This window comes from Haemophilus haemolyticus (assembly GCF_003352385.1).
Lineage (GTDB): Bacteria > Pseudomonadota > Gammaproteobacteria > Enterobacterales > Pasteurellaceae > Haemophilus > Haemophilus haemolyticus_I.
The window spans coordinates 1,054,343-1,081,002 of sequence record NZ_CP031243.1 but is presented as its reverse complement, the minus strand read 5'-3'; the positions used below and the strand labels follow the sequence as shown (position 1 = coordinate 1,081,002).

The following is a 26,660-nucleotide window of genomic DNA, read 5'->3' as shown; positions in this document are numbered from 1 at the left end:
AAGAATGTCTATTCTATTACAAGGCGGACGTTTTAAAAAACGTTTAATGCCAATTTTATTGTCAATGACCTTAGCTGGCTGTTCAAATCTACTTGGCAGCAGTTTTACGCAAACTTTACAACAAGATGCGAATGCAAGTTCTGAATTTTATATGAATAAATTAGGACAAGCACAAGAACTCGAAGATCAACAAACCTATAAATTGCTCGCGGCTCGCGTGTTAATCAGTGAAAATAAAGTTGAACAATCAGAAGCTTTATTAAGTGAATTAGGTGAATTAAATGATGCGCAAAAATTAGATCGTACATTAATTGAAGCGAGAATTTCTGCTGCAAAAAATGCTAATGAAGTCGCGAAAAATCAATTACGTGCATTGGATTTAAATAAATTAAGCCCGTCACAAAAATCTCGTTATTACGAAACCTTAGCTATTGTTGCTGAAAACCGTAAAGACATCATTGAAGCCGTAAAAGCGCGGGTAAAAATTGATGAGAATTTAACAGATGTACAACGTCGCCAAGATAACGTTGATAAAACTTGGGCATTGTTACGTTCAGCAAATACTGGCATAATCAATAATGCTTCAGATGAAGGCAACGCGGCTTTAGGCGGTTGGTTAAACTTAATCAAAACCTACAATGATTATATTCGTCAACCAGTTCAATTAAGCCAAGCATTGCAAAGTTGGAAAAATGCTTACCCAAATCATGCAGCCGCAACGTTATTCCCAAAAGAATTGCTTACATTGCTTAATTTCCAACAAACGAATGTGTCACAAATTGGTTTACTATTGCCATTAAGTGGTGACGGACAAATTCTTGGTACAACCATTCAATCGGGTTTCAACGACGCGAAAGGTAACTCAACCATTCCAGTGCAAGTGTTTGATACCTCAATGAATTCTGTACAAGATATCATTGCGCAAGCAAAACAAGCGGGGATTAAAACGTTAGTGGGTCCATTACTAAAACAAAATCTTGATGTGATTTTAGCAGATCCTGCTCAAATTCAAGGTATAGATGTGCTTGCATTAAATGCCACACCAAATTCTCGTGCGATTCCTCAACTTTGTTATTACGGACTTTCTCCAGAAGATGAAGCTGAATCTGCCGCCAATAAAATGTGGAACGATGGCGTGCGTAATCCACTTGTCGCAATGCCACAAAATGATTTAGGGCAACGCGTAGGCAATGCCTTTAATGTACGTTGGCAACAATTAGCAGGTACTGATGCGAATATCCGTTACTACAATTTGCCTGCGGATGTGACCTATTTCGTTCAAGAAAATAACTCAAATACAACCGCACTTTATGTCGTAGCAAGTCCAACTGAGCTGGCAGAAATGAAAGGTTATTTAACAAATATCGCGCCTAATTTAGCGATTTATGCCAGCTCACGAGCAAGCGCAAATGCGACAAACACCAACACGGACTTTATCACACAGATGAACGGTGTACAGTTTAGCGATATTCCATTTTTTAAAGAAACCAATTCACCACAATATCAAAAATTGGCCAAAACAACTGGCGGTGAATATCAATTAATGCGTTTATACGCAATGGGTGCGGATGCTTGGTTACTCATCAACCAATTTAATGAATTGCGCCAAGTACCAGGCTATCGCTTGAGTGGCTTAACAGGGATTTTAAGTGCTGATACCAACTGTAATGTTGAACGCGATATGACTTGGTATCAATATCAAGATGGTGCAGTTGTACCGGTCGCAAACTAATGTTTTCTTTAAAACGTCAACAAGGGGCGAGCTTTGAGCATCAAGCTCGCCTTTTTTTAGAATCAAAAGGCTTAACATTTATCGCTGCTAATCAAAATTTCAAATGTGGTGAACTTGATCTTATTATGGGTGACAAAGAAACCATCGTTTTTGTTGAAGTTCGCCAGCGTTCTAATAGTGCCTTTGGCTCGGCAATAGAAAGCGTAGATTGGCGAAAACAACAAAAATGGTTGGATGCCGCAAATTTATGGCTTGTAAAACAAAATATGAGCTTAGAAGACGCCGATTGTCGTTTTGATTTAATCGCCTTTGGCAAAACGCCCCAAGATATTCAATGGATTCCTAATTTTCTCGATTAATGGCTTTTTATGATGTTACAAAAAGTAAAAGATATTTATAGCGAAAGTATTCAAATTCAAATTGCTGCATCTAGCATGCTTTCGGAAAATATTGCTAACGCCACCCAAATGGTGATGCAATGTTTGCTAGGCGGCAATAAAGTGATCGCTTGTGGCATCTCGCGTTCTTATGCCAATGCACAGTTTCTCGTATCTAACTTACTTAATCGATATGATTTAGCAAGACCGAGTTTTCCCTCTGTGCTCTTAAGTTTAGAAAGTGCGGTGGGTTCTTCTCTTGTTTTTGAACACTCGCCTGAAGAATTGTATTGTCACCAATTCAATGCCGTTGCCAAACCGGGCGACTTACTTATCGCTTTTGCACCTTTGGGAACAGAGAAAATCGTGCTAAATACTATTTCTCATGCAGTAAATAAAGAAGTTAATGTCATTGCACTCACTGGCTCTAATAACGATGCAATTCAAGGAATTTTAGCAGATAGCGATTTAGAAATATCAATTCCGGCAACCAAAGAAAGTCGAGTCCTAGAAAACCATCTTTTTGTTATCAATGCCCTTTGTGAATTAGTTGACCATACGTTGTTCCCAAGTGCTTGACAGAAAAATAAATTACTTTCAAACTACCAGTAGTTCAATCTCAAAAGGAGTTAATATGAAATTATCCCCATTAAAAAAACTGGCTGTCGTACTTGGAACAACAATCTTTTTACAGGGATGTGTTGCAGCTGTGATTGGAGGTGGAGCTGTAGCAGCTAAAGTAGGTACCGATCCTCGAACTGCTGGCACACAAGTAGATGACGAAACACTAGAATTCAAAGTAGAAAATGCCGTTGAAAAAGATGCTCAAATCAAAACTGAAGGTCGTGTAAATGCAGTGTCTTACAATGGTCGAGTACTTTTAATCGGTCAAGTTCCTAATAGTGGTGTAAAAGACACTGCCGCAGATCTTGCAAAAGGCGTTGAAGGTGTCAATGATATTTATAACGAACTGACTGTTGGCCCGAAAATCTCTTTTGCACAAATCAGCAAAGACAGTTGGATTACCACTCAGGTCAAATCAAAAATGTTAGTTGATGGTCGAGTTAAAGCAACCGATGTTAAAGTTATTAGCGAAAATGGAGAAGTTTTCCTACTCGGTACAGTGACTCACGCCCAAGCTGATGCAGCTGCAGATATTGCAAGTAAAATCAGTGGCGTGCAAAAAGTAATTAAAGTTTTCAAATACCTAAACTAATCTTCAAAGTGCGGTAAAAATTCAACGAATTTCAACCGCACTTTTCTCATTTTTACAAGTAAAAAATTTGATTTTTTTGCTCTTCGAAAAAACTGTTTATTTTTAAATAAGTTACCTATTGTCAATAATTCAAGCAAAAAATTTATTGCTTGATCTCAAGCAAAAAACACATTACCTTGTGCATGATTTCATTACAAACACTATATATTGTGTTTAACATCGTTATAATAACAAGGGTCGTACAATGAATAAAAGCTTAATGGTAACCAAGCGTGATGGCACGCAGGAACAAATCAATCTTGATAAAATCCACCGTGTTATTACATGGGCAGCAGAAGGTCTAGACAATGTATCTGTTTCCCAAGTTGAGCTTCGCTCACACATTCAATTTTATGAAGGCATTCGTACTTCAGACATTCACGAAACCATTATTAAAGCAGCCGCAGATTTAATCAGCAAAGATACGCCTGATTATCAATTTTTAGCTGCTCGCTTAGCGATTTTCCATTTACGCAAAAAAGCCTACGGTCATTTTGATCCTCCTCGTTTATACGATCACGTCAAAAAATTAGTACGCATGGGAAAATATGATCATGCGTTATTGGATGATTATACCCGTGAAGAATGGGACATAATGGACGGATTCATCGATCATTGGCGTGATATGACGTTCTCTTATGCTGCCGTAAAACAATTAGAAGGTAAGTATTTAGTTCAAAACCGTGTGACGGGAGAAATCTACGAGTCTGCACAATTCCTCTATTTACTGGTAGCTGCAAGTTTATTCTCTAAATATCCAAAAGAAACGCGTTTGGATTATGTAAAACGTTTCTACGATGCAACATCCACCTTCAAAATTTCCTTACCAACGCCAATTATGGCGGGAGTGCGCACACCTACTCGTCAGTTCAGCTCTTGCGTATTAATTGAATGTGATGACAGCTTAGATTCAATCAATGCAACGGCATCAGCTATTGTGAAATATGTTTCACAACGTGCGGGGATTGGCATTAATGCAGGTGCTATTCGTGCATTAGGTAGTGAGATTCGTGGCGGTGAAGCATTCCATACGGGGTGTATTCCATTCTATAAATATTTCCAAACTGCGGTGAAATCTTGTTCACAAGGTGGCGTTCGTGGCGGTGCTGCGACACTTTATTACCCTATTTGGCACTTAGAAGCTGAAAGCTTGCTTGTGTTAAAAAATAACCGTGGTGTAGAAGACAACCGCGTTCGTCATATGGACTACGGCGTACAGTTGAACAAATTAATGTATCAACGTTTAATTAAAGGTGGCGAGATTACTTTATTTAGTCCATCGGATGTACCTGGACTTTATGAAGCATTCTTTGCGGATCAAGATAAATTTGAAGAACTGTACGTAAAATACGAACAAGATCCAACTATCCGCAAACGCACCGTCAAAGCTGTTGAGATTTTCTCTTTATTAATGCAAGAACGTGCATCAACAGGTCGTATCTACATTCAAAACGTAGACCACTGTAATACTCACTCTCCATTTGATCCACAAGTGGCACCAGTTCGCCAATCTAACTTATGTTTAGAAATCGCATTACCTACAAAGCCGCTTGAGCACATTAATGATGAAAATGGAGAAATCGCACTTTGTACGCTTTCTGCATTTAACTTAGGTAAAATTGAAAACTTAGATGAATTAGAAGAACTTGCCGATCTTGCTGTACGTTCACTTGATGCATTATTAGATTATCAAGATTACCCTGTTGTGGCGGCAAAACGTAGTTCACTTGCTCGTCGTGCATTAGGTATCGGTGTCATTAACTATGCTTATTACCTTGCGAAAAATGGTGTTCGTTATTCTGATGGTTCAGCTAACGATTTAACTCACCGTACTTTTGAAGCCATTCAATATTATTTATTAAAAGCCTCTATGAACTTAGCAAAAGAGCAAGGTGCTTGCGAATACTTCAATGAAACCACTTATGCAAAAGGCATTTTACCTATTGATACCTATAAGAAAGATTTAGATGCCTTAACACAAGAGCCTCTACATTATGATTGGGAAAGCTTGCGTAAAGATATTCAAGAATTTGGTTTACGTAACTCAACATTAACCGCCTTAATGCCATCGGAAACATCATCGCAGATTTCCAATGCGACTAATGGTATTGAGCCACCGCGTGGTCATGTAAGTATTAAAGCGTCAAAAGATGGCATCCTAAAACAAGTTGTACCTGAGTACGAAAACTTAAGCGACAACTACGAATTACTTTGGGATATCCCAAGCAATGATGGCTACTTACATTTAGTCGGTATTATGCAAAAATTCGTAGACCAAGCGATCTCCGCCAACACTAACTACGATCCAAAACGTTTTGAAGACGGTAAAGTACCAATGAAAGTGTTGTTAAAAGATCTTTTAACCGCTTACAAATACGGCTTAAAAACCCTTTACTATCAAAACACCCGCGATGGTGCCGAAGATGCTCAAGAAGATCTTGATGACGGCTGTGCTGGTGGGGCTTGTAAGATTTAAATTAGACATTTCTTTCTATTCTTGTAGGGTGGGCTTTAGCCCACCAAAACTTTCTTATTAAAATGGTGGGCTAACGCCCACTCTACGATATGGAGACAAAAATGGCATACACCACTTTCTCACAAAACAAAAACGACCAGTTAAAAGAACCAATGTTCTTTGGTCAAAACGTTAACGTTGCACGTTATGATCAACAAAAATATGAAACGTTTGAAAAGCTCATTGAAAAGCAACTTTCTTTCTTCTGGCGTCCGGAAGAAGTGGATGTGTCTCAAGACCGTATCGACTATGCCGCGTTACCTGAGCATGAAAAACACATTTTCATCAGTAACTTAAAATATCAAACCTTATTGGATTCTATTCAAGGTCGTAGTCCAAACGTAGCATTATTGCCGTTGGTATCCATTCCTGAATTAGAAACTTGGATTGAGACGTGGACATTCTCTGAAACCATCCATTCTCGTTCTTACACGCACATTATTCGTAATATCGTGAACGATCCGTCTATCGTGTTTGACGACATCGTAACTAACGAAGAAATCATTAAACGTGCGCGCGATATTTCTTCTTATTACGATGATTTAATCCGTGACAGCCAACTTTACAGCCTATATGGCGAAGGCACCTACACTGTAGATGGTAAAGAATGTGTTGTCACATTACGTAATTTGAAAAAACAACTTTATCTTTGCTTGATGAGTGTGAACGCACTTGAAGCAATTCGTTTCTACGTATCTTTCGCTTGCTCCTTTGCCTTTGCGGAACGTCAATTAATGGAAGGTAATGCGAAAATTATTAAATTTATCGCTCGTGATGAAGCCTTACACTTAACTGGTACGCAGCACATTTTAAATATTATGGCTGCAGGTCAAGATGACCCTGAAATGGCAGAAATTGCGGAAGAATGTAAACAAGAAGCCTATGATCTATTCTTAGCCGCTGCGGAACAAGAAAAAGACTGGGCTGATTACTTGTTCAAAGACGGTTCGATGATTGGTTTGAACAAAGACATTTTGGTGCAATACGTGGAATATATCACCAATATCCGTATGCAAGCGGTCGGTCTTCCATTGCCATTTGGTGCGCGTTCTAATCCAATTCCATGGATTAACGCATGGCTTGTTTCTGACAACGTACAAGTGGCACCACAAGAAGTGGAAGTGAGTTCTTACCTTGTTGGTCAAATTGACTCAAAAGTTGATACGAATGATTTTGGCGATTTCGATCTCTAATTAAAAACACATAAGAAAATAACCGCACTTTGGAATATTCTTTTTAAATATTTAAAGTGCGGTTAATTTTTTGTTCATTTTAAAAGGCTTTCTAACACAGAAAGCCTTTTATTTCTTAGATTTCCAATAATAATCTTGTTGGGTCTTCCAACAATTCTTTAATCGTTACCAAGAAACCAACAGATTCACGGCCGTCAATTAAACGATGATCGTAAGATAAAGCAAGATACATCATCGGGCGAATCACCACTTGACCATTAAGCGCAATCGGGCGTTCTTTAATAGCATGCATTCCTAAAATTGCACTTTGTGGTGGATTGATAATTGGAGTGGACATAAGAGAACCAAACACGCCGCCATTTGTAATGGTAAAATTGCCGCCAGTAAGATCTTCTACTGTCAATTTACCATCACGACCTTTTTCAGCTAATGCTTTAATTTGTTTTTCGATCTCTGCCATACTGAGCTTATCACAATCACGAAGCACCGGTGTGACTAAGCCACGAAGAGTCGAAACCGCAATACTAATATCAAAATAATTATGGTAAACAACATCATCCCCATCAATAGAAGCATTAACTTCAGGATAACGTTTTAATGCTTCCACAACCGCTTTAATATAAAAAGACATAAAACCTAAACGGACACCATGCTGTTTTTCAAATTTTTCACCGTAGGTTTTACGCAAAGTCATTATCGGCTGCATATCCACTTCATTGAAAGTAGTAAGCATTGCTGTACTATTTTTGGCCTCAAGTAAACGTTCAGCAATACGTTTGCGCAAACGTGTCATTGGCACACGTTTTTCAGAACGCGCACTATAAGCTACCGTACTAATTGTATTTTGATCAGTAGCAGCTTCTTGTTTCGCTTGCAGTGCTTGTCGTTTTGCGATTTCACGTTCAATATCTTCACGTGTTAAACGGCCACCCACACCGGAACCTTGAATTTGATCTGCTTGCAAATCATGTTCTGCTAATAAACGTCGAATCGCAGGGCCTTGATCCGCATTATGATTATGACTATTTTCAATCGCTGCATGTTGACGATCTGATGGTGTGGCTTCATTCGTTGCTTTTAACGTCGCTGAACTGACATCCCCTTCTTGAGCCGTAGAAATTTTTCCTAGCAGCTGTTTACTCACCACAGTTTCGCCCTCTGCTTGAACAACTTCTGCCAGTACACCATCAGAAAGTGCGGGTACTTCTAGCACAACTTTATCCGTTTCAATTTCTACAATCACTTCATCACGTTTAACGGTATCACCTACTTTTTTATGCCAAGTAGCCACTATTGCATCCGCAACTGATTCAGGTAGGTCTGGAACAAGAATTTCAATGGTCATTTTATTTTTCCTTTTCTTCTTTTTTACTATATATCTTAATTATCTTGGCTCCCCTATTTACAGAGGAAAGCAAAGATATAAAAACCTTTATTAAATTAACCGCACTTTAAAAACTCAACGCATCTTCCACTAACTGCTTTTGCTGTTTAGTGTGAAGCGACATATAACCCACAGCAGGAGAAGCTGAAGCTGGACGCCCTGCATATTTGAGTTTAACGGATTCTGGAATTGCTGATTCAAAATTATGTTTGCTGCAATACCAAGCCCCTTGGTTAAGTGGTTCTTCTTGGCACCATACATAATCCGTGACATGTGCATAAGGCTCAAGCGCTTTCTTCACATCCTCATGCGGGAATGGATAAAGTTGCTCAATACGAATAATCGCCACATCTTTCTGATTATTTGCACGACGTTGTTCAAGTAAATCGTAATAAACTTTACCTGAACACATTACCACACGTTTTACATCTTTAGGATCAAGCTCGTCAATTTCTCCAATTACCGTTTGGAAAGCTCCATTAATCAACTCATCTAAACTGGATACAGCTAATGGATGGCGTAACAAAGATTTTGGAGAAATAGCAATCAATGGACGGCGCATTTTACGCAACGATTGACGGCGCAACATGTGATACACCTGTGCTGGCGTTGACGGCACGCAGACTTGCATATTTTGTTCAGCACAAAGTTGCAAATAACGTTCAAGGCGAGCAGAAGAATGTTCTGGACCCTGTCCCTCATAGCCATGAGGCAATAACATAACTAAACCACACATTCTGCCCCATTTTTGTTCGCCAGAACTAATAAATTGGTCGATAACAATTTGTGCACCATTAGCAAAATCGCCAAATTGCGCTTCCCAAATGGTTAACGTTTTTGGATCTGTTGTTGCATAACCATATTCAAAAGCAAGAACAGATTCTTCAGATAGTACCGAATCCCATACTTCAAAACGACCTTGGTTAGCATGCAAATGTGTTAATGGTACATACCCCGTACCATCATTTTGATTATGCACAACGGCATGACGATGGAAAAAGGTTCCCCGCCCCGCATCTTCACCTGATAAACGAACATTAACCCCCTCATCAAGTAAGGTTGCATAAGCCATGGTTTCAGCCATACCCCAGTCGAGCAATTTTTCGCCTTGATACATTGCTTTACGATCATTATAGATTTTTTCTACACGAGGATGCGCACGTAAACTTTCTGGATATTCACATATACGTTTAGCCAGTGTTAAAAAACGTTCCTGTGAAAATTTACTTTCATACGGCGCAGTCCAATCATAGTTGAGATATTGCAACCAATCCATTTTTGCCGTATCCATTTCTCGCCATTCTGATACGACTCGATCACCATTATCTAGCGCATCGCGATAATCATTCACCATCTCGGTGACTTGTTCTTCAGTCATCACGCCTTCTGAAATTAAACGATCTGCATAGACTTTACGCGGTGTTGGGTGTTTTTTGATGATGCTATACATCATTGGCTGAGTGGCTAATGGTTCATCAGCTTCATTATGCCCATGACGACGATAAGAAATTAAATCGATAAAAATATCTCGTTTGAATAAATTACGATATTCCACCGCCATACGCGCAGCAAAAGCAACCGCTTCAGGATCATCACCATTAACGTGAATAATCGGCGCTTGAATCATTTTCGCGATATCGGTGCAATACTCTGTAGAACGCGTGTCATTCGGGTTAGATGTCGTAAAACCAATTTGGTTATTAATCACAATACGAATCGTGCCACCCACACTGTAACCACGAGCATTTGACATATTCAATGTTTCTTGAACAACGCCCTGCCCTGCTACAGCGGAATCACCATGCACAGTAATAGCAAGCACTTGGTTACGCTCTGTATCATTCATACGAGTTTGACGAGATCGAACAGAACCCACAACCACAGGACTTACAATTTCCAAATGAGACGGATTAAATGCCAAAGTTAAGTGCACTCGCTTATCGTCCACTGCGAAATCAGAAGAAAAACCTTGATGATATTTCACATCCCCCGTACGCTCACTGGAATGTTTGCCCGCAAATTCATCAAATAAATCCTCAGGCTTTTTACCTAATACATTCACGAGCATATTCAAACGCCCACGGTGTGCCATTCCCATTACCACATCATTTACGCCTTGGCGACTAGCATGACGGATAATTTCTTTCATCAATGGAATAAACGCGTCACTTCCTTCTAAAGAAAATCGTTTCGCCCCAGGGAATTTTGCCCCTAGATAGCGCTCTAAACCGTCCGCGGCGGTAAGTTCACGAAGAAAATTAACACGTTCTTCAGATGTAAAAAGCGGTTTATCTAACACGCTTTCCATTTTGCTCTGAAGCCAAGTTTTCTGTGCCATATCCTGCACATGCATAAACTCTAAGCCAATTGAACCACAATATGTCTCTTTCAACATTTGAGCCAATTCGCCAAGTTTAATGGTATCGCGTTTGTAAACGTAGTGATTAATATTGAAGGTTTCGTTGAGATCTTGTTCAGTAAAACCGTGATGACGATAATCTAATTCAGGGACGGAAGATACTTTCCAACGATAATAATTGAGAGGATCGAGATTAGCCTCTAAATGGCCACGAAAACGATAGGCATTGATAAATTGTAGAACTTTCACTAATTTTGCACCAGCAGCAGGATCTATCACTGTCACCGCTTCATTATGATTTTCTCGTGCTAAGCGACGAAAATAATCTCGCACTGGTGTATGAGGCTGTTCAAGTGCGGTCGTTTTTGGTAAAGAATCAAAAGTGGCTCGCCAACTTTCCTCCACCGACTGCGGATCACTCAAATAGCTTTCATAAAGCTCTTCTATATAAGATTGATTTGCACCGCCTAATGCTGTGCTGGCTAACCAATCATCAAATGCCTTGTTTTGCTGCATAACTACCTCTTTATTATGATTATTTGGAACGATAGTTTTCGCTCCATTTTTTATGCATTATACATAGGATTGAAAAGGAAATAAGCCTCTTATCAGAAATTGTTACAGATTTGTGATCTGACTCAAACTCTTTCCTTTTTCAAATAAAAAGAACCGATAAAAAATCAGCTCTTTTAGAAAATAAGAATAAAATTCACCGCACTTTTAACGATTTAAAAATGGGTTTGTCTGTTTTTCTCGACCAATGGTTGTATAAGGCCCATGCCCAGCAATAATAATCAGATCATCATTCAACGGTAATAGTTTTGTTCGAATTGAAGAAATCAATGTTTCATAATCCCCGCGAGGAAAATCGGTACGACCAATTCCACCTTGAAATAATACATCGCCTGTAAATGCCACTTTTTTCTCATGTTCAATAAAGCCAATATGCCCTGGTGTGTGCCCTGGTAAATGTAAAATCTCGAAATTAAAGCCATCTAATTTTAAGATTTCACCTTCTTGATTAAACCAACGATCAGGTAAAAAGGCTTCAATATTTGGCAAACCAAAACATTGGGCTTGCTCGGGTAAACTTTCAAATAAAAATTTATCTTCTTCTTGAGAACCCCAAATTTCAATGCCAAAATGTTGTTTTAATTGCATTGCAGCACCAACGTGATCTAAATGACCGTGAGTAATCAAAATCACTTTGAGATTTAAATTCAATTCTTCAATGCGTTGAATTAGGCGTTCGGCTTCGCCACCTGGGTCAATAATTGCGGCATTTTTGTCATCATCCCAAATCAAAGAACAGTTTTGTTGAAATGCGGTAACGGGGATAATTTCGATATTCATGTTTACTCCTTATAATCGATAAAATTGTTGAGTATTCAAAAAAATTTGCTCTTGAACATAATGTAATGGCAAAGATTTTAATTCAGCCACTTTCTTTACTACTGCAAATAATTGCTCAGAAATTACCGCACTTTCAAATCCTTCATGTGTCCAAGGACTATCCGTTTCAATCATCAAAAGGTTTAACGACAAATGTTGAGCAACATATTGCGTTTTAGGATTCCATAAAATATCAGGCGTTAGGCTCGCAAAATATGGTGTAGATAAAAATTTCTGAAAAGATTTTTCATCTGTCTTAAACCAATGAAAATGGGCACGTTGAATATTATGTTTCTGCAATAATTCAAGGGCAATATCCACATCATTATGCACAATATGTAAATTTAACGGCAAATCCCATTTTTTCGCTATCAGAATAAATCGTTCCAGTAATTCAATGTAAGGTACGTAATCCAAATTTAAATTTTCACGTTTAGAATAATGTGGCAACCCCACCTCGCCAATCGCAAAAATCGATGAATGATGTTCATCAATCCATTGAAATAATTCTTCTTGCTCTTCTAAATTCAGCAAGGGCTGTTCAGGATGAAAACCAGCTGCAATATAAAGTTTCTCGGGATAAACCTGTTTTAAATTAAATAGTTTTTTAGCACTTTTTAGATTCGTACTTACTGCAAGCATACCTGTAATCTTTGAATCAGCGAGTGTTTTCTGGATATTCTCATCAGAGAGTTGATCTAAATGAAGATGACTGTCAAATAACATAGTATTTTCCAATGAAAAACCGCACAAAAGTGCGGTTAATTTTAAATTTGTTTTACACGCCTTTCCAAGTTCTTACAGGACCTGTATCTACGTGAATAAAATTGCTTGTTGGATAATAACCCACGCCACCATTTCTAAGACTTTCTGCAGAGGATTTCACTTTAATTAAAGGTACGCCTGCAATACGAAAATCAATAGCTTTTCCTTTAATATGATAGCTATTGCTTGCCACGCCCTTACTTTGGCGATGACGCATTGCATTAGTTGCGGCAGAACGATAGCCACAAATCACTTCAATTTCAGCATTGCGTAACCCCAAATTGCTTTGAATGTTATAAAACTTGTGGAATAAATTTGGATCCATTCTACGAACTTGGTTTGTTCGTTTATCGCGCATAAAATGGTCCAATTTCTTTAATATTGCGCTCGAGAAACCTTTGTGTGCAGAAAATTCACCGCTTAATCGCTCTCCCGTATTAATGTTACGGAACGTCAATATACGAGGCTTAGGTGTTGAAACCATTGCTAATACAGAATTAGGTAAAACTGATGCGCCTAAAACAATGCCGCCGAGCGACAACCATTTACGTTTCTGTTTATCAACCTTCATCATCTCTCCTTTCTATTTTTTAATGGATTATTAGAGATATTTTTTAACCACATTCCAGTTAATTCCACTGAAATTCATCAATCCATCATATTTATAAATATCTGGCAATGCCTTAATATTTCCATTCTCAACCCAAGATGTCACATAGTATATAAATACTGGGTTTTCCGAACGAATTGGTGCGGAAACCGTTTTTTTACTTTCTAAAACATTTTTTCGACGTTCATCAGACCAACCGACTTCTTTTAATAAAATACTCGCAAGTTGATCGGATTTTTCCACACGCACGCAACCAGAACTTAATGCGCGATCTTTACGGCTAAACAGTCCATGATTCGGCGTATCATGCAAATAAATGGCATCTGAGCTTGGCATATTAAATTTATAATTACCCAATGCACTATCTCCAGCGGCTTGTCGAACACGATAAGGGAATTTATTGCTAATAGATTCCCAATCAATAGAAGCTGGATCAACGACATTTCCCTGACTATCTAAAATTGAATAATTATGCTCCGCAATATAATTTGGATCCGCTTTCATTTTTGGCAATAAATCTTCATTGATTAAACGAGTTGGCGCATTCCAAGGGGGATTAACTACTACATTGCTTAATTTACTATACATTACTGGTGTTCTGCGCGAATTTTTTCCAACAATCACCCGAGATTCTAAAATCAGCTCACCATCCCGATAATACTGTAATTTATAACTTGGAATATTTACAAAGATGCCATTATGAAAATCAGGAATTACTCGCAAACGCTGTGCATTAATTGCAAGTTTCTGTCCGATCTCTGATAAACCAGATGCAGATACCATTGATGATAACGCTTTAACAGTTTGATGATATAAGTGATTATCGCCCGATAAACTTTGTACAAAACCTAAAAGTTGATCATTTTCTACCGCACTTAACCAACGTTGGATATGCTCTTCAGATGGTTGTTGAACTTGATAAGTACTAGGTGAATAAAGCCAACGTTGAGCTTGAACTCCAACATTTTGAGTATAATACAAATAATCTAGCAATATATCGCTCAATAAAACATCATAAGCTAACCCGCCTTGTTGCTCGATCAATTCAAAGGATTCTAAGGATTTTGCTGAACGTTTAGAAATACCGCTAGCCACCATCGCAGCATAATCCTGTAATAATTGGCGAGCCGCAGCATTATCTTTCCATAATAGTGTATATTTACGTTCTGCATATAAACGAGCCAACAAAGGCTTAAACTGTAAAGCATGCTCGCCTATTTCATGGGTTAGCGACATTTCTAAAATCGCTTGCTTTTCCTGTGATAAGCGCGCTTGATCTAATTTAATTTCTTCTTCGAGCTTTTGTTTTTCTTCTGGAGATAAATGCGAAACATCAATTCCATTAAGTTTCACAGATTGCTCATTTTTTGCAAAATCTGCTAAAGCGCATCCTGATGTCATCATTGATAATGACAATACAAATACTGAGAGCTTTGCAGTGCTTTTAAACATAGCCATTCCTTAAACATTTCCTAAAAACAACCGCACTTTATTTAAATGCTAAAACAAAGTGCGGTTAAAATAATTTTATTTTTTCTCTTCTACTTTTTCTGTTAGTTTCTGAGCTTCTTTACCAACATCTTGCGCACTTGAATTCAACATAACAAAATCCGCTGCCATCTTTTCCGCTTCTTTTAAGAAGAAATCTGGTGCTTCATAATCTTTTGGTAAATCATCAATATCCTTTAACGTTTTTTTGCCTTCACGTTTAAAACGTTCATTAATATCTTTTAAACGTCTTGCATCATCTTTATCATTTTCGGCTTTACGTGTTTGATAATTCAACGATAAGAATTTGCGATCACGGCGCTCATTACGAATTTTTAAATCTTCATTCAATGCAACAAATTCAGGATCTTTAGCAATACGCTCAAGATGTTTTTTATTTAATACATCAACATCTTTGCGAGCATTGCCAACTTCTTTATAAGTTGCGGATGGAATTTTATCCCACGGCAATGCATTATCTTCTTTATCTTCACCGTACTCTTTCGCATCGATAATTTCAGGGAAATTAATATCTGCAGCAACACCTTTTAATTGTGTTGATCCACCATTAATTCGATAGAATTTTTGGATCGTATATTGCAATAAACCTAACGGCGTCTGATCCAAATCATACACAAAATTCAAAGGACGACTTTGCTGAACGGTACCTTTACCGTAAGTATTTTGTCCAATAACAATACCGCGATTGTAATCCTGCATTGCCGCTGCAAAAATTTCTGATGCAGAAGCACTGTAACGGTTAATCATCACAAACAAAGGACCTTTATATTGTTGCTCAGCATCATCATCTTCATGTACACGAATTCGTTGATAAGCATCACGTACTTGCACAACAGGACCATTAGTAATAAACAAACCACTTAAAGCAACCGCTTCTGTTAATGCACCACCACCGTTCTCACGCAAATCAATAATTAACGCATCGGCTTTTTGTTTCTCTGCTTTAACCAATAATTTTTTAACATCATCAGTTAAACCAATATAGAAACTTGGCACTTTGATTACCGCAATATTTTTACCATCGGCTTTATCCATGGTTAATTTTGCGGCTTGATCTTCAATACGCACTTTATCGCGCACTAAAGTAATAATACGGGATTTTCCACCTTTAGACGGCTCAATTTCTAACCGCACTTTTGTGCCTTTTTTACCTTTGATTTTCTCAACAATATCTTCTAAACGCCAGCCAACGATATCTTCAATCTCGCCTGTTGCTTGTCCCACACCGATAATTTTATCTCCAGGATGTAATTTTTTACTTTTCTCCGCTGGTGCGCCAGGAACAAGCGACTTAATGCTTGTTTCATCATCTTCTGATTGTAACGTTGCCCCAATCCCCTCAAGAGAAAGATTCATACTTTCGTTAAAACTTTTTGCGGTTCTTGGTGCAAGATAGCTGGTATGTGGATCAATTTCGCGAGCAAATGCATTTAAATAAGTTTGAAGAATGTCATCTGCCTTTGTTTGAGTTAAACGGCGAATTGCCAAATTATAACGTTTGGTAAGTTTTGTTTTAATTTCTGACCATTTTTTATCTTTTAATTTAAGATTGATAATGTCATTTTTTACTCGTTCTTCCCAAAGTTTGTTGGCTTCCTCTTCTGTTTTCGGAAATGCCGCTTTTTCACGATCAATTTCAATTTGATCCTGTCCATTCAAATCAGGCTCTTTATCTAATAAAGACAACGCATAAGCATAACGTTCATAACGACGTTTCATCATTACATCATAAATATCAAAAGCAGCAGAAAGATCACCTTGATTTAACTGGTCATCCAACTTAGCACCATATTTTTGACGAAGTTCATCTATATCAGATTGCAAAAAGGTGTTATGGCTAAAATCAATATTTTTGATATAACGATCAAAAATCTTCTCAGAAAAAGCATCATCCAATGAGATCTTTCGATAATGAGATTGGGTTAATCGAGTCGTTGCACGCTTAGTTGCCAACTGATTCGCTTCGCTTGCTGTTGGAATAGTAATATCGCTCAGTTTTAATTTAGGCTGCACAGCCAAAGCAGGCACAGAGCCGATTAACAATGCCGATAACAATGCGCTAGTAATCACATTTTTTGAAATATTAGATCTCATAATCTTTCCCGAGTAGAATTAAATCATTATGCAAATAAACGATCTGCAGCTACGCTCATAACCAAACCGTTTTCAAACTGAACACGAGCTGAATCTTTTAGGACTTCCACTACCGTTGCTTTTTTCGCATGATCACCAGCTTTCACTTTCACCACAGAACCAACAGAAATTTGTGAAAAATCAACCGCACTTAATGACGGCTTATTGAAATGTTTAGCATTTTTATTTGCTGGTTTACGTGGGCGTTGTTTTTGTTGAGCTTTTTTCGATGCAGCCTCTGCTTTACGCTTTTCAGCGACACGCGCTTTAGCATCTGCAAGCTGTTGAGCTGCATGGGCTACATGTTCAGCTTCTAACACGCCAGCTGGATTACCTTGTAAATCTACGCGCACTGCACCTTCGCGACAACCATGTAAATAACGCCAATTTGATGTATATTGACGAAGAGCCTGACGCAACTGAGTTTTGCTTACACGCTCATCATCTTGTAATGCCTCCGCTAAATCTTGGAACAGACCAATTTTTAATGGTTTTGCTTCGCCTTCTAAAATAAAGCAAAGTGGGAATTTTTCAGCCAAATACGCAATAATATCTTTTGTATTGGTTAATTTTTGTGAATTTACTTGCGCATCAGCTACCTGAACGCTAGATTGAGAATCAGTCATGTTAGTTATCCTAGGGTAAATATAAACTGGTTTAGTTTATCGCACTTTTTACAAAATTTACAATGAATCAAAACATTGTGAATAAATTTCGCACAAAAATAGTCAAGATCACTTCACATACAAGCTGAAACAAGGCTAAAATGCGCCGTTTTTAACAACAGAATAAAAGATAATCTTTCGTGCAAGAATCAAACCTCACACAAAAATCATTTCAAATTATAAAATGCGAAGAATGTGATGCTAGCGTAAAAACACCTTTAATATTAAATAAAGATGAACAAGCTGAATGTCCACGTTGTCATCACCATTTAGTTACAGGTGGGCGTTGGTCTGTTCATCGTTGCGCAATGGCTGCTTTGTCGATCCTTATTTTGATGCCATTTGCCTTAGGTTATCCCCTATTAAGTCTTCATTTATTAGGTGTAAAAATTGATGCCTCTATTTGGGAAGGTATTTGGAAAATGTCAGTGGCTGGCTATGAATACACTGCCTTTATGGTGTTTATCTGTGCCGTTGTGATGCCAATTACCTTTGCAATTTTAGTCATCATGCTCTGGATTGCAAAAATTTTGCATATTAAACCACGCAGTATTTTGCTTTTTTTAGGTTATATAAAACCTTGGGTTATGTTTGATGTATATTTAGTCGCGCTGGGCGTCACAATGTTCAAAGTACGTGAATATGCAACACTGGAAATCAATGTTTACTTAATTCCCTTTATTTTCACCGCACTTTTGACAACCTTACTTTTTATCAAATTAAACCTTAAAGCATTATGGAAAGAGTTTTATCCCGAAAATGAACCAGCTTATGATGCAAACAACATTGAATTATGTGATGCTTGTAACTATACATTTTCAGAAAATGGTATTCATTACGATAAAAAGAACAACCCACGATGTCCGCGCTGTTTATCGCCTGTTCATATTTCAGATAATATTAAGTTACAACGCACTTGGGCAAGTTTAATTGCTGGGATTATTATGCTTTTCCCAGCAAATTTATTACCCATATCAGGCATTTATTTAACAGGTGCGCTCTCTGAAGATACATTAATATCTGGTGTAATATCTTTTGTTAACATGGGCAGTTATTTTGTTGCTTTCGTGGTATTCTTTGCGAGTATTTTTGTCCCAATCAGTAAAGCAGCAATCTTACTTTACTTACTAAGTTGTGTTCATTTTAAATGGCGACACTCTATAAAATGGCAAATACGTTTATCACATATTGTGCATTTCGTTGGACGCTGGTCGATGCTCGATTTATTTGTATTAGCCTTAATGATGTCTCTAGTAACGCGCGGTGAAATTATTAATTTTACCGTTGGTCCTGGCGCATTTTACTTCGGTGCTGCCGTATTTTGCAGCATGATTTCAACCTCACAATTTGATAGTCGATTAATTTGGAAAATTTATGACAGAGAAAAATAGTTCTTCAATGAAAGATCAACATACAGAAATGACAGCGACAGTACGAAAAACTCGTCGTATTTCTCCATTTTGGTTACTTCCCTTCATTGCATTATGTATTGGAGCAATTTTATTCTTCCAAATTGTTAAGGAACGTGGCACAAGCATCACAATTACCTTCACCAATGGTTCTGGTATCGTTGCGGATAAAACACAAGTTCGCTACCAAGGTTTGCAAATTGGTGTGGTGAAAAAAGTAAATTTCACAGATAACATGCAAAAAGTGGAAGTTGTTGCCAATATCAATCCTGAAGCGTCAAGTATTTTACGTGAAAATACAAAATTCTGGCTTGTTCAACCAAATGTTTCACTTGCAGGCATTTCAGGTTTAGATTCTCTCGTATCAGGCAATTACATCACTCTTCAACCAGGTGATGGCGATCGCGAAGATGAATTTATTGCGGAAGAACAAGGCCCCATTGCCCAAGTTTCTCCTGGAGATTTATTGATTCACTTAATTTCTGATGATTTAGGCTCAATTTCTATCGGTGCATCCGTCTATTTTAAAAAACTACCTGTAGGAAAAATTTACGATTACCGCATTAATAAAGACAATAAAGTAGAAATAGATGTGGTGATTGATAAAGCCTATGCACAGTTTGTGAAAAAAGATTCACGTTTTTGGAACATCAGTGGCATTAACGCTAACATTAGCCCATCTGGCCTAAATTTAAATGTAGAAAGTTTAAATGCGGTTGTACAAGGTGCCGTTTCTTTCGACTCTCCAGCTGACAGCCCAAAGGCAGATGAAAATAGTTATTTCACGCTCTATACCAATTTAAAAGCGGCAAAACGTGGGATTGAGGTCAACGTAAATATCCCCGCATCTGCTGGTCTCGTTGCAGGACAGACCGAAGTTTATTCTCAAGATAATCCTATCGGGATTCTTTCTAAAATAAGTGCGGTTGAAAATAACGATGAAATTTTAGAAGGCAGTTTATTGATAGATCCAAACCAAGCCTCTTTATTTAAAGCGAATAGCAAAATCGTACTTCGCAATAAAAAAACGGATCTTGGTAATTTAGCTGATCCTAAAAAATTCTTTCGTGGCGAATATTTTGATGTCATTGCTGGAGATGGTGAAACTAAGCATCAATTTGATGTCATTAAAGAAAATGAGTTATTACTCAATGCACCTAATACATTAGTTTTAACACTCACCGCACCAGAAAATTATGGTGTAAGTGAAGGTCAAAATGTGTTTTATAACAACATGCCAATCGGACAAATTGTTTCACAAAAAGTGGATGTAAATGGTGTGCAACTTAAGGTGGCGATTGCCTCGGAATATCGCAATTTAATTCACGAAAATAGCCAATTTGTGGCAGCAGCCAACTTTGATATTAGCGTTGGATTAGACGGATTACGTTTTGAATCAGCAACACCAGAAAAATGGTTGCAAGGCGGTGTACGAGTGCTGGCAAAACAAGGTCAGGGAAAAGCTAAAGTAAGTTATCCGCTTTATCAAAATATTAGCAATGCTGAACATGGCATCACAGGAAATATTCTTACGCCAACGATAACCTTACACACCCAAACATTACCAAGCATTGATAAAGGATCTCTCGTACTATATCGTCAATTTGAAGTGGGGAAAATTTTAAATATTAACCCCAAAACTAATAGCTTTGATGTAGAGGTTTATATTTATCCCGCCTATCAACATTTGTTGACAGATAAAAGCCGATTTTGGGTAGAAAGTGCGGCGAAAATTGATATCACACCTAAAGGAATTAGCATTCAAGCGACGCCACTTGCGCGTTCATTAAAAGGGGCTATTAGCTTTGATAATAGTGGTTCGGGCAATAATCGAACACTTTACGAAAATGAAAGTTATGCAAAATCCATCGGGCTTGCCATCACCTTAACGGCAGATGATGCAACCAATCTGAGTAAAGGGATGAGTCTGCGCTATTTGGGTTTAGACGTGGGGCAAATTGACAGTATTCAGCTTGATGCAAAATCTAAACGCATCACTGCAAAAGCATTAATCAACCATAATTATATGAATATGATTGCAAAAGAAGGTTCTAACTTTACGATTATCTCACCACAAATTTCAGCAGGTGGAATAGATAATCTTGATAGCCTATTACAGCCTTATATCGATATTGAAATTGGGAATGGCAACACAAAAACACAATTCAATTTAGCGCAAACAGCACCACAACATAATAAATTTAGTAATGGTACGCCATTTATTTTAGAAACACGTGATGCAATGAATTTAAGTGAAGGTTCACCAATTCTTTATCGAGGCGTAGAAGTGGGGACCGTGAAAAAATTTGAGCTTAACAGTCTTGGTGATCGCGTCTTAGTGCATATCGCAATCATGCCGAAATATAGTCATCTTGTTCGACAAAATACAGAGTTTTGGATTGCATCAGGTTATGACTTCACCTTAGGCTGGAAAGGTGCGGCATTTAATACAGGAAGTGTTCAACAATTGCTAAAAGGTGGTATTTCTTTCTCCACACCAGCAGAAAAAGAAATTCAACCACAGGCGCAGCCAAACAAACGTTTCTTACTTCAGATAAAACGCTCTGAAGAAGTAAAAACTTGGGGAAGCGGCGCGTTACCACAATAAATAAAAAATGGATTAAACGATAAAAGGTTTAATCCATTTTTTTATTATCGATTTAAATAGTCCAATAAGTTTTTCCACTGTAATTGCATATCTTTTATACCCAACTCATACATTGCCTGCAATTTATTGGGATCTTTTTCAATACGCTTAATTTTCAAATCAACAGAAGGTCGAATAACAAAAATATCGCCTTTTTCTGCTAGCTTAATCACATTTTCAACTTGTCGATTATACATAGCATAACGCTCATTTACGGCATCTGCAAAATGTGGATAACGTCGATAAAACCATTTGGCAATCCAAGTCATTGGCTTAGATTTTCTATAATCTAAAGTGCGGGTAAGAATAACAATAATTTTATCGTATCCTAACTTCTTCATTTGTTCCATAGGAATAGAATCCGCAATGGCACCATCCAAATAAGGAATTCCGTCTATCTCAACAGGACGAGAAACATAAGGCATAGCGGAAGTAGCTCGCAATACCTCCATTTGTGCCAAAGGATCTGTTAATTTGACATATTCCGCTTGGGCGGTTTGTAAATTAGTCACAGCCACATAAAAATCGATATCTGATTCTTTAAACGTTTTATTATCAAACACATCATATTTGAAAGGTACTTCATAAAAAGCAAAATCTTTATTCACGATATTGCCTGTGCTCACCAAACTTTTAAAACTGATATAACGATTATCTGATATAAATTTCTTGTTATAACGAATTGCACGTCCTTTTTGCCGAGAAGGATAATTAACACCAAACAATGCACCTGCAGAAACAGAAATGATACCATCCACCCAAAAATCTTTATCTAAGAAGGTATCTAGTACACCCGCCGTGTACATGCCTCGCATCGCCCCACCTTCTAATACTAAGCCAATTTTCATTGATTTTTTAACTTCTTCCATTTAAAAACTACACATAAAAATATTGCGTGCCATTTCTGAACACGCAATTATTTGAACAATCTAAATTAATCCCGTTTCCGACTCAGCAACCACCAAATCATCACAATAAATAGCAAACTTGGCATTATCGCACCGAAAACAGCAGGTATATTATAAACAACGCTCATTTGCCCGAAAATTTCATTTACGACATAGAACAAAAAGCCAAAACAGATGCCAGTTACAATTCTAGCTCCTGCCGTCACACTGCGTAGTGATCCAAAAATAAAAGATAATGCCAATAACATCATCACACCAACAGACACAGGTTGGAAAATTTTTCGCCAGAATGTAAGTTCAAAGCGACTCACATCCTGACCTGTTTCACGTAAAAATGAAATGTAATTATACAAACCTGAAATAGACAGTGATGTGGGACGTAAAGAAACAGCGCCTAATTTATCTGGCGTTAAATTTGTTTCCCATTTTTCCGATAAGCGATTACTTGTCGTGATTTCATCTTTATTAATCATAGAATGGTTCACTTGACGTAAGGTCCATTTACTTTCATCTTCCGAATAACTTGCTTGGTTAGCATGTTTCAATTCCGTCAAATTACGATGTTGATCAAAAGTATAAATATAAATATCGTTTAATTTTGTATCATCCATAACACGTCGAACAAACACAAAATGATTACCATCTTTTGCCCAGACACCATTTTTTACTGAAAGCATAGAGCCACCAGAAAGCGCTCGAGCACGCATATCACGTGCGAACTGTTCTGTTTGCGGAATCCCCCACTCACCAATCACCATGGTTAACAACACTAGTGGTAATGCGGTTTTCATCACTGCCATACCAATTTTAAAACGAGAAAACCCTGCGGCTTGCATCACAACGAGTTCACTTCGACTCGCAAGATTACCTAAAGCCATTAGCGCACCAAGCAATGCAGCCATAGGAAAGAAAGTTTCAATATCTTTTGGAATGGTTAATCCAGTAAAAGCCACCGCTTGCCAAATATCATAAGTACCTTTACCCACACTACGAAATTGTTCCACAAATTTGATAATGGCAGAGAGCCCAACCAATGTAAGCAAAGTAGCAAAAATCGAGCCAAGAATACTTTTTCCAATATAACGATCAAGGGTATTCATCATTTTGCTTATCCTTTTCTACTGAATAAATGGCGGAATTTATACATCGCAGCGCTATCCCAACCGTTTAACACGATACCAAGCAACAAAAAGCCAATATTAACAAGAGGCATAAAAATAGCCGCATCTAATTTTCCTGCTGCCCCCGCAGATTTAAAGGAGCTTTGTAATAAGAAATAAATTAAATAAAGTAAAAGTGCGGGTAAAATTTTGGCAAATCGACCTTGTCGAGGATTTACACGACTTAATGGCACAGCAATTAACGCCATGAGTGGAACAGCAAGGATTAATGTAATACGCCAATGCAATTCGGATTTCGCAGAAGGAGAATCTAAACCTATAAGTTGCGATAACGTTAATTCCGCTACTTCATCATTCGTATTTTCTGTTTCCTGATGACCTAAATAGGCTTGATATTCATCAAAATGCGTAATGCGGAAATCAGGCAAAACAGACGTGCCTTCAACTCGTTGCGTATTTTGTAAATTCAGAATTTGATCGCCATTTGGCAACGCTTTTAATTCGCCTTTTTCAGCAGTCACGACGGATGGTTTCGTTTGTCCTTTTGGTGCAGTTTGGAACAAATACACGTCATTGATTTGATTTCCCTTGATACTATCAATAAATAAAACAAAATTGTTGTTATTCGTTGCTATAAACTGACCAGAAGCAAGCGCCCCCATTGTTGGATTCGCTTTGGCATCTTCCACAATTGCAGCTTGTTTTTGAATTGACCAAGGCGAAAGCCACAAGACGTTATAAGCAGCAAGTCCCGCAGTAATCAATGAAAGCATTAACGCCACACGCACTAAAACACGCTGTCCGACACCACAAGCACGCATCACCGTTATTTCACTTTCCGCATAAAGACGACCAAAAGTGAGTAAAATCGCAATAAACAAACATAATGGCAACATTAATTGCGCCATAGCAGGCATGCCTAGCCCAAGCAAGGAAAATACCAAATCAGCTGGCACTTTACCATTAGCCGCAGATCCAAGTACGCGCACTAACTGCTGAGAGAAAAAAATCAGCAATAAAATGAACAAAATGGCGACTTGGCTCTTAAATACTTCTTTCGTTAAATATCGAATTAAAATCATCTTATTTCATTTGTTTTTCTAAATCTAAAACGGGGGAAAACTGGATAAAAGCGGTCGCGTATGATACCTTATTTTCGCTGAATTAAACAGAAATTTAAGGACAACAAATGAAATATCAAGCAAAAAATACCGCACTTTCTCAAACCACTGATTGCATTGTTTTAGGCGTCTATGAAAATAATGAATTTTCAAAAAGTTTTAATGAAATCGATCAATTAACCCAAGGCTATTTAAACGATTTAGTGAAATCAGGTGAGCTAACTGGCAAATTAGCCCAAACTATTTTACTTCGAGATCTTCAAGGTCTGGCTGCCAAACGCGTGTTAATCGTTGGCTGTGGCAAAAAAGGAGAGCTCACCGAGCGTCAATATAAACAAATCATCCAAGCTGTATTAAAAACACTAAAAGAAACCAACACGCGTGAAGTTGTTTCTTATTTAACTGAAATTGAATTAAAAGATCGCGATCTTTATTGGAATATCCGCTTTGCCATTGAAACGATTGAACACACTAATTATCAATTTGATCATTTCAAATCTCAAAAAGCGGAAACCTCTGTTTTAGAATCGTTCATCTTTAATACGGATTGTGAGCAAGCACAACAGGCTATTGCTCATGCCAATGCGATTAGCTCAGGTATAAAAGCAGCACGCGACATCGCAAATATGCCACCAAATATCTGCAACCCCGCTTATCTTGCTGAACAAGCAAAAAATTTAGCAGAAAATTCTACCGCACTTTCTTTGAAAGTTGTGGATGAAGAAGAAATGGCAAAACTTGGAATGAATGCTTATCTTGCCGTCTCAAAAGGCTCTGAAAACAGAGCTTATATGTCTGTTTTAACATTCAATAATGCACCAGATAAAAATGCCAAACCAATTGTACTTGTCGGCAAAGGATTAACCTTTGATGCAGGCGGTATTTCACTTAAACCTGCTGCTGACATGGATGAAATGAAATATGACATGTGTGGTGCAGCTTCTGTCTTCGGCACAATGAAAGCCATTGCAGAGTTGAATTTGCCATTAAATGTTATTGGTGTTTTAGCTGGTTGTGAAAATCTGCCTGATGGCAATGCCTATCGCCCAGGTGATATTCTCTCTACTATGAACGGTTTAACCGTAGAAGTGCTGAATACCGATGCAGAAGGTCGCTTAGTCCTTTGTGATGCCCTTACTTATGTTGAACGTTTTGAACCTGAGCTTGTTATTGATGTTGCAACCTTGACGGGGGCTTGTGTGGTTGCCCTTGGGCAACACAATAGCGGCTTAGTTTCTACAGATAACGATCTTGCCAATGCACTACTCCAAGCGGCAACAGAAACCACAGACAAAGCGTGGCGTTTACCATTAAGCGAAGAATATCAAGAGCAACTGAAATCACCTTTCGCCGATCTTGCCAACATTGGCGGGCGCTGGGGTGGCGCAATTACTGCTGGTGCATTTTTGTCTAACTTCACGAAAAAATATCGCTGGGCACATTTAGACATTGCAGGTACAGCGTGGTTACAAGGCGCAAATAAAGGCGCAACTGGTCGCCCTGTTTCGCTATTAACCCAATTTTTGATTAATCAGGTTAAATAACCACAAAACTGGCACACGTTG

The 26,660-nt window shown here is 38.0% G+C and carries 20 protein-coding genes; 9 read left to right on the top strand and 11 right to left on the bottom strand.

All coding sequences use genetic code 11. The features are described from left to right. Window positions 1–4: 4 nt before the first annotated feature. The 6 genes from DV428_RS05330 (at window position 5) to nrdB (ending at window position 7,072) form a co-directional block, all read left to right on the top strand. On the top strand, window positions 5–1,732 hold the full coding sequence (locus tag DV428_RS05330) for a penicillin-binding protein activator (protein WP_114908942.1): 1,728 nt from the start codon (window positions 5–7) through the stop codon (window positions 1,730–1,732). Next, the gene (locus DV428_RS05325) at window positions 1,732–2,091 is read left to right on the top strand and encodes a YraN family protein (protein WP_114908941.1); all 360 of its coding nucleotides are present in this window, start codon (window positions 1,732–1,734) and stop codon (window positions 2,089–2,091) included. Before DV428_RS05330 ends, DV428_RS05325 begins: the two co-directional genes overlap by 1 nt. A gap of 12 nt (window positions 2,092–2,103) precedes the next feature. Continuing rightward, on the top strand, window positions 2,104–2,688 hold the full coding sequence (locus DV428_RS05320; protein WP_114908940.1) for a D-sedoheptulose-7-phosphate isomerase: 585 nt from the start codon (window positions 2,104–2,106) through the stop codon (window positions 2,686–2,688). 55 nt (window positions 2,689–2,743) lie between these two features. Then, window positions 2,744–3,325, top strand: coding sequence for a division/outer membrane stress-associated lipid-binding lipoprotein (dolP, locus tag DV428_RS05315; protein ID WP_114908939.1), 582 nt, complete (start codon window positions 2,744–2,746; stop codon window positions 3,323–3,325). A gap of 244 nt (window positions 3,326–3,569) precedes the next feature. Further along, window positions 3,570–5,840: a class 1a ribonucleoside-diphosphate reductase subunit alpha gene (nrdA, locus tag DV428_RS05310; RefSeq protein WP_114908938.1), complete on the top strand. Its 2,271-nt coding sequence runs from the start codon at window positions 3,570–3,572 to the stop codon at window positions 5,838–5,840. A gap of 101 nt (window positions 5,841–5,941) precedes the next feature. Next, complete coding sequence (gene nrdB, locus DV428_RS05305; protein ID WP_005628461.1) at window positions 5,942–7,072, top strand: class Ia ribonucleoside-diphosphate reductase subunit beta; 1,131 nt, start codon at window positions 5,942–5,944, stop codon at window positions 7,070–7,072. A 115-nt stretch (window positions 7,073–7,187) separates the two neighbouring features. On the opposite strand, the gene odhB is transcribed toward nrdB, so the two are convergent. From odhB to proQ, 8 genes are all read right to left on the bottom strand, one after another. Beyond that, window positions 7,188–8,417, bottom strand: a complete 1,230-nt coding sequence (gene odhB, locus DV428_RS05300) for a 2-oxoglutarate dehydrogenase complex dihydrolipoyllysine-residue succinyltransferase (protein WP_114908937.1) — start codon at window positions 8,415–8,417, stop codon at window positions 7,188–7,190. Between the two features lie 106 nt (window positions 8,418–8,523). Further along, window positions 8,524–11,331 (bottom strand): 2-oxoglutarate dehydrogenase E1 component, encoded by a 2,808-nt coding sequence (sucA, locus tag DV428_RS05295; protein WP_114908936.1) that lies wholly within the window; start codon window positions 11,329–11,331, stop codon window positions 8,524–8,526. A 204-nt stretch (window positions 11,332–11,535) separates the two neighbouring features. After that, the gene (locus tag DV428_RS05290) at window positions 11,536–12,168 is read right to left on the bottom strand and encodes an MBL fold metallo-hydrolase (protein ID WP_114908935.1); all 633 of its coding nucleotides are present in this window, start codon (window positions 12,166–12,168) and stop codon (window positions 11,536–11,538) included. 9 nt (window positions 12,169–12,177) lie between these two features. Then, the gene (locus DV428_RS05285) at window positions 12,178–12,933 is read right to left on the bottom strand and encodes a TatD family hydrolase (protein WP_114908934.1); all 756 of its coding nucleotides are present in this window, start codon (window positions 12,931–12,933) and stop codon (window positions 12,178–12,180) included. Window positions 12,934–12,985: 52 nt separating this feature from the next. Beyond that, a complete protein-coding gene (gene mepK, locus DV428_RS05280; protein WP_114908933.1) occupies window positions 12,986–13,546 on the bottom strand; it encodes a peptidoglycan L,D-endopeptidase MepK in 561 nt (186 codons plus the stop codon). Between the two features lie 27 nt (window positions 13,547–13,573). After that, window positions 13,574–15,034 carry a L,D-transpeptidase family protein gene (locus DV428_RS05275; RefSeq protein WP_479680704.1) on the bottom strand — a complete coding sequence of 487 codons (1,461 nt, stop codon included), beginning with the start codon at window positions 15,032–15,034 and terminating at the stop codon, window positions 13,574–13,576. A gap of 75 nt (window positions 15,035–15,109) precedes the next feature. Beyond that, window positions 15,110–17,185, bottom strand: coding sequence for a carboxy terminal-processing peptidase (prc, locus tag DV428_RS05270; protein ID WP_114908931.1), 2,076 nt, complete (start codon window positions 17,183–17,185; stop codon window positions 15,110–15,112). A gap of 26 nt (window positions 17,186–17,211) precedes the next feature. Then, window positions 17,212–17,850, bottom strand: coding sequence for an RNA chaperone ProQ (proQ, locus tag DV428_RS05265; protein ID WP_162790781.1), 639 nt, complete (start codon window positions 17,848–17,850; stop codon window positions 17,212–17,214). Window positions 17,851–18,029: 179 nt separating this feature from the next. On the opposite strand from proQ, the gene DV428_RS05260 reads away from it, so the two are divergent. Both DV428_RS05260 and DV428_RS05255 read left to right on the top strand, forming a co-directional pair. Next, window positions 18,030–19,280 carry a PqiA/YebS family transporter subunit gene (locus tag DV428_RS05260; RefSeq protein ID WP_114908930.1) on the top strand — a complete coding sequence of 417 codons (1,251 nt, stop codon included), beginning with the start codon at window positions 18,030–18,032 and terminating at the stop codon, window positions 19,278–19,280. After that, window positions 19,264–21,906 carry a PqiB family protein gene (locus tag DV428_RS05255; RefSeq protein WP_114908929.1) on the top strand — a complete coding sequence of 881 codons (2,643 nt, stop codon included), beginning with the start codon at window positions 19,264–19,266 and terminating at the stop codon, window positions 21,904–21,906. The genes DV428_RS05260 and DV428_RS05255 overlap by 17 nt, the downstream gene beginning before the upstream one ends. Before the next feature lie 44 nt (window positions 21,907–21,950). Here DV428_RS05255 and DV428_RS05250 read toward each other — a convergent pair whose 3' ends face one another. From DV428_RS05250 to lptF, 3 genes are all read right to left on the bottom strand, one after another. Next, complete coding sequence (locus DV428_RS05250; RefSeq protein WP_114909581.1) at window positions 21,951–22,793, bottom strand: patatin-like phospholipase family protein; 843 nt, start codon at window positions 22,791–22,793, stop codon at window positions 21,951–21,953. 86 nt (window positions 22,794–22,879) lie between these two features. Beyond that, a complete protein-coding gene (gene lptG, locus DV428_RS05245) occupies window positions 22,880–23,956 on the bottom strand; it encodes an LPS export ABC transporter permease LptG (protein ID WP_114908928.1) in 1,077 nt (358 codons plus the stop codon). 5 nt (window positions 23,957–23,961) lie between these two features. Further along, on the bottom strand, window positions 23,962–25,056 hold the full coding sequence (gene lptF / locus DV428_RS05240; protein WP_009500994.1) for an LPS export ABC transporter permease LptF: 1,095 nt from the start codon (window positions 25,054–25,056) through the stop codon (window positions 23,962–23,964). Between the two features lie 107 nt (window positions 25,057–25,163). On the opposite strand from lptF, the gene DV428_RS05235 reads away from it, so the two are divergent. Beyond that, the gene (locus DV428_RS05235; RefSeq protein WP_114908927.1) at window positions 25,164–26,639 is read left to right on the top strand and encodes a leucyl aminopeptidase; all 1,476 of its coding nucleotides are present in this window, start codon (window positions 25,164–25,166) and stop codon (window positions 26,637–26,639) included. Window positions 26,640–26,660: the final 21 nt, after the last annotated feature.

Excerpts from the sequence above, each read along its gene's own strand:
- DV428_RS05330 (WP_114908942.1), top strand. The coding sequence starts at position 5 with ATGTCTATTCTATTACAAGGCGGACGTTTTAAAAAACGTTTAATGCCA.
- DV428_RS05325 (WP_114908941.1), top strand. The coding sequence starts at position 1,732 with ATGTTTTCTTTAAAACGTCAACAAGGGGCGAGCTTTGAGCATCAAGCT.
- DV428_RS05320 (WP_114908940.1), top strand. The coding sequence starts at position 2,104 with ATGTTACAAAAAGTAAAAGATATTTATAGCGAAAGTATTCAAATTCAA.
- dolP (WP_114908939.1), top strand. The coding sequence starts at position 2,744 with ATGAAATTATCCCCATTAAAAAAACTGGCTGTCGTACTTGGAACAACA.
- nrdA (WP_114908938.1), top strand. The coding sequence starts at position 3,570 with ATGAATAAAAGCTTAATGGTAACCAAGCGTGATGGCACGCAGGAACAA.
- nrdB (WP_005628461.1), top strand. The coding sequence starts at position 5,942 with ATGGCATACACCACTTTCTCACAAAACAAAAACGACCAGTTAAAAGAA.
- odhB (WP_114908937.1), bottom strand. The coding sequence starts at position 8,417 with ATGACCATTGAAATTCTTGTTCCAGACCTACCTGAATCAGTTGCGGAT.
- sucA (WP_114908936.1), bottom strand. The coding sequence starts at position 11,331 with ATGCAGCAAAACAAGGCATTTGATGATTGGTTAGCCAGCACAGCATTA.
- DV428_RS05290 (WP_114908935.1), bottom strand. The coding sequence starts at position 12,168 with ATGAATATCGAAATTATCCCCGTTACCGCATTTCAACAAAACTGTTCT.
- DV428_RS05285 (WP_114908934.1), bottom strand. The coding sequence starts at position 12,933 with ATGTTATTTGACAGTCATCTTCATTTAGATCAACTCTCTGATGAGAAT.
- mepK (WP_114908933.1), bottom strand. The coding sequence starts at position 13,546 with ATGATGAAGGTTGATAAACAGAAACGTAAATGGTTGTCGCTCGGCGGC.
- DV428_RS05275 (WP_479680704.1), bottom strand. The coding sequence starts at position 15,034 with ATGTTTAAAAGCACTGCAAAGCTCTCAGTATTTGTATTGTCATTATCA.
- prc (WP_114908931.1), bottom strand. The coding sequence starts at position 17,185 with ATGAGATCTAATATTTCAAAAAATGTGATTACTAGCGCATTGTTATCG.
- proQ (WP_162790781.1), bottom strand. The coding sequence starts at position 17,850 with ATGACTGATTCTCAATCTAGCGTTCAGGTAGCTGATGCGCAAGTAAAT.
- DV428_RS05255 (WP_114908929.1), top strand. The coding sequence starts at position 19,264 with ATGACAGAGAAAAATAGTTCTTCAATGAAAGATCAACATACAGAAATG.
- DV428_RS05250 (WP_114909581.1), bottom strand. The coding sequence starts at position 22,793 with ATGAAAATTGGCTTAGTATTAGAAGGTGGGGCGATGCGAGGCATGTAC.
- lptG (WP_114908928.1), bottom strand. The coding sequence starts at position 23,956 with ATGATGAATACCCTTGATCGTTATATTGGAAAAAGTATTCTTGGCTCG.
- lptF (WP_009500994.1), bottom strand. The coding sequence starts at position 25,056 with ATGATTTTAATTCGATATTTAACGAAAGAAGTATTTAAGAGCCAAGTC.
- DV428_RS05235 (WP_114908927.1), top strand. The coding sequence starts at position 25,164 with ATGAAATATCAAGCAAAAAATACCGCACTTTCTCAAACCACTGATTGC.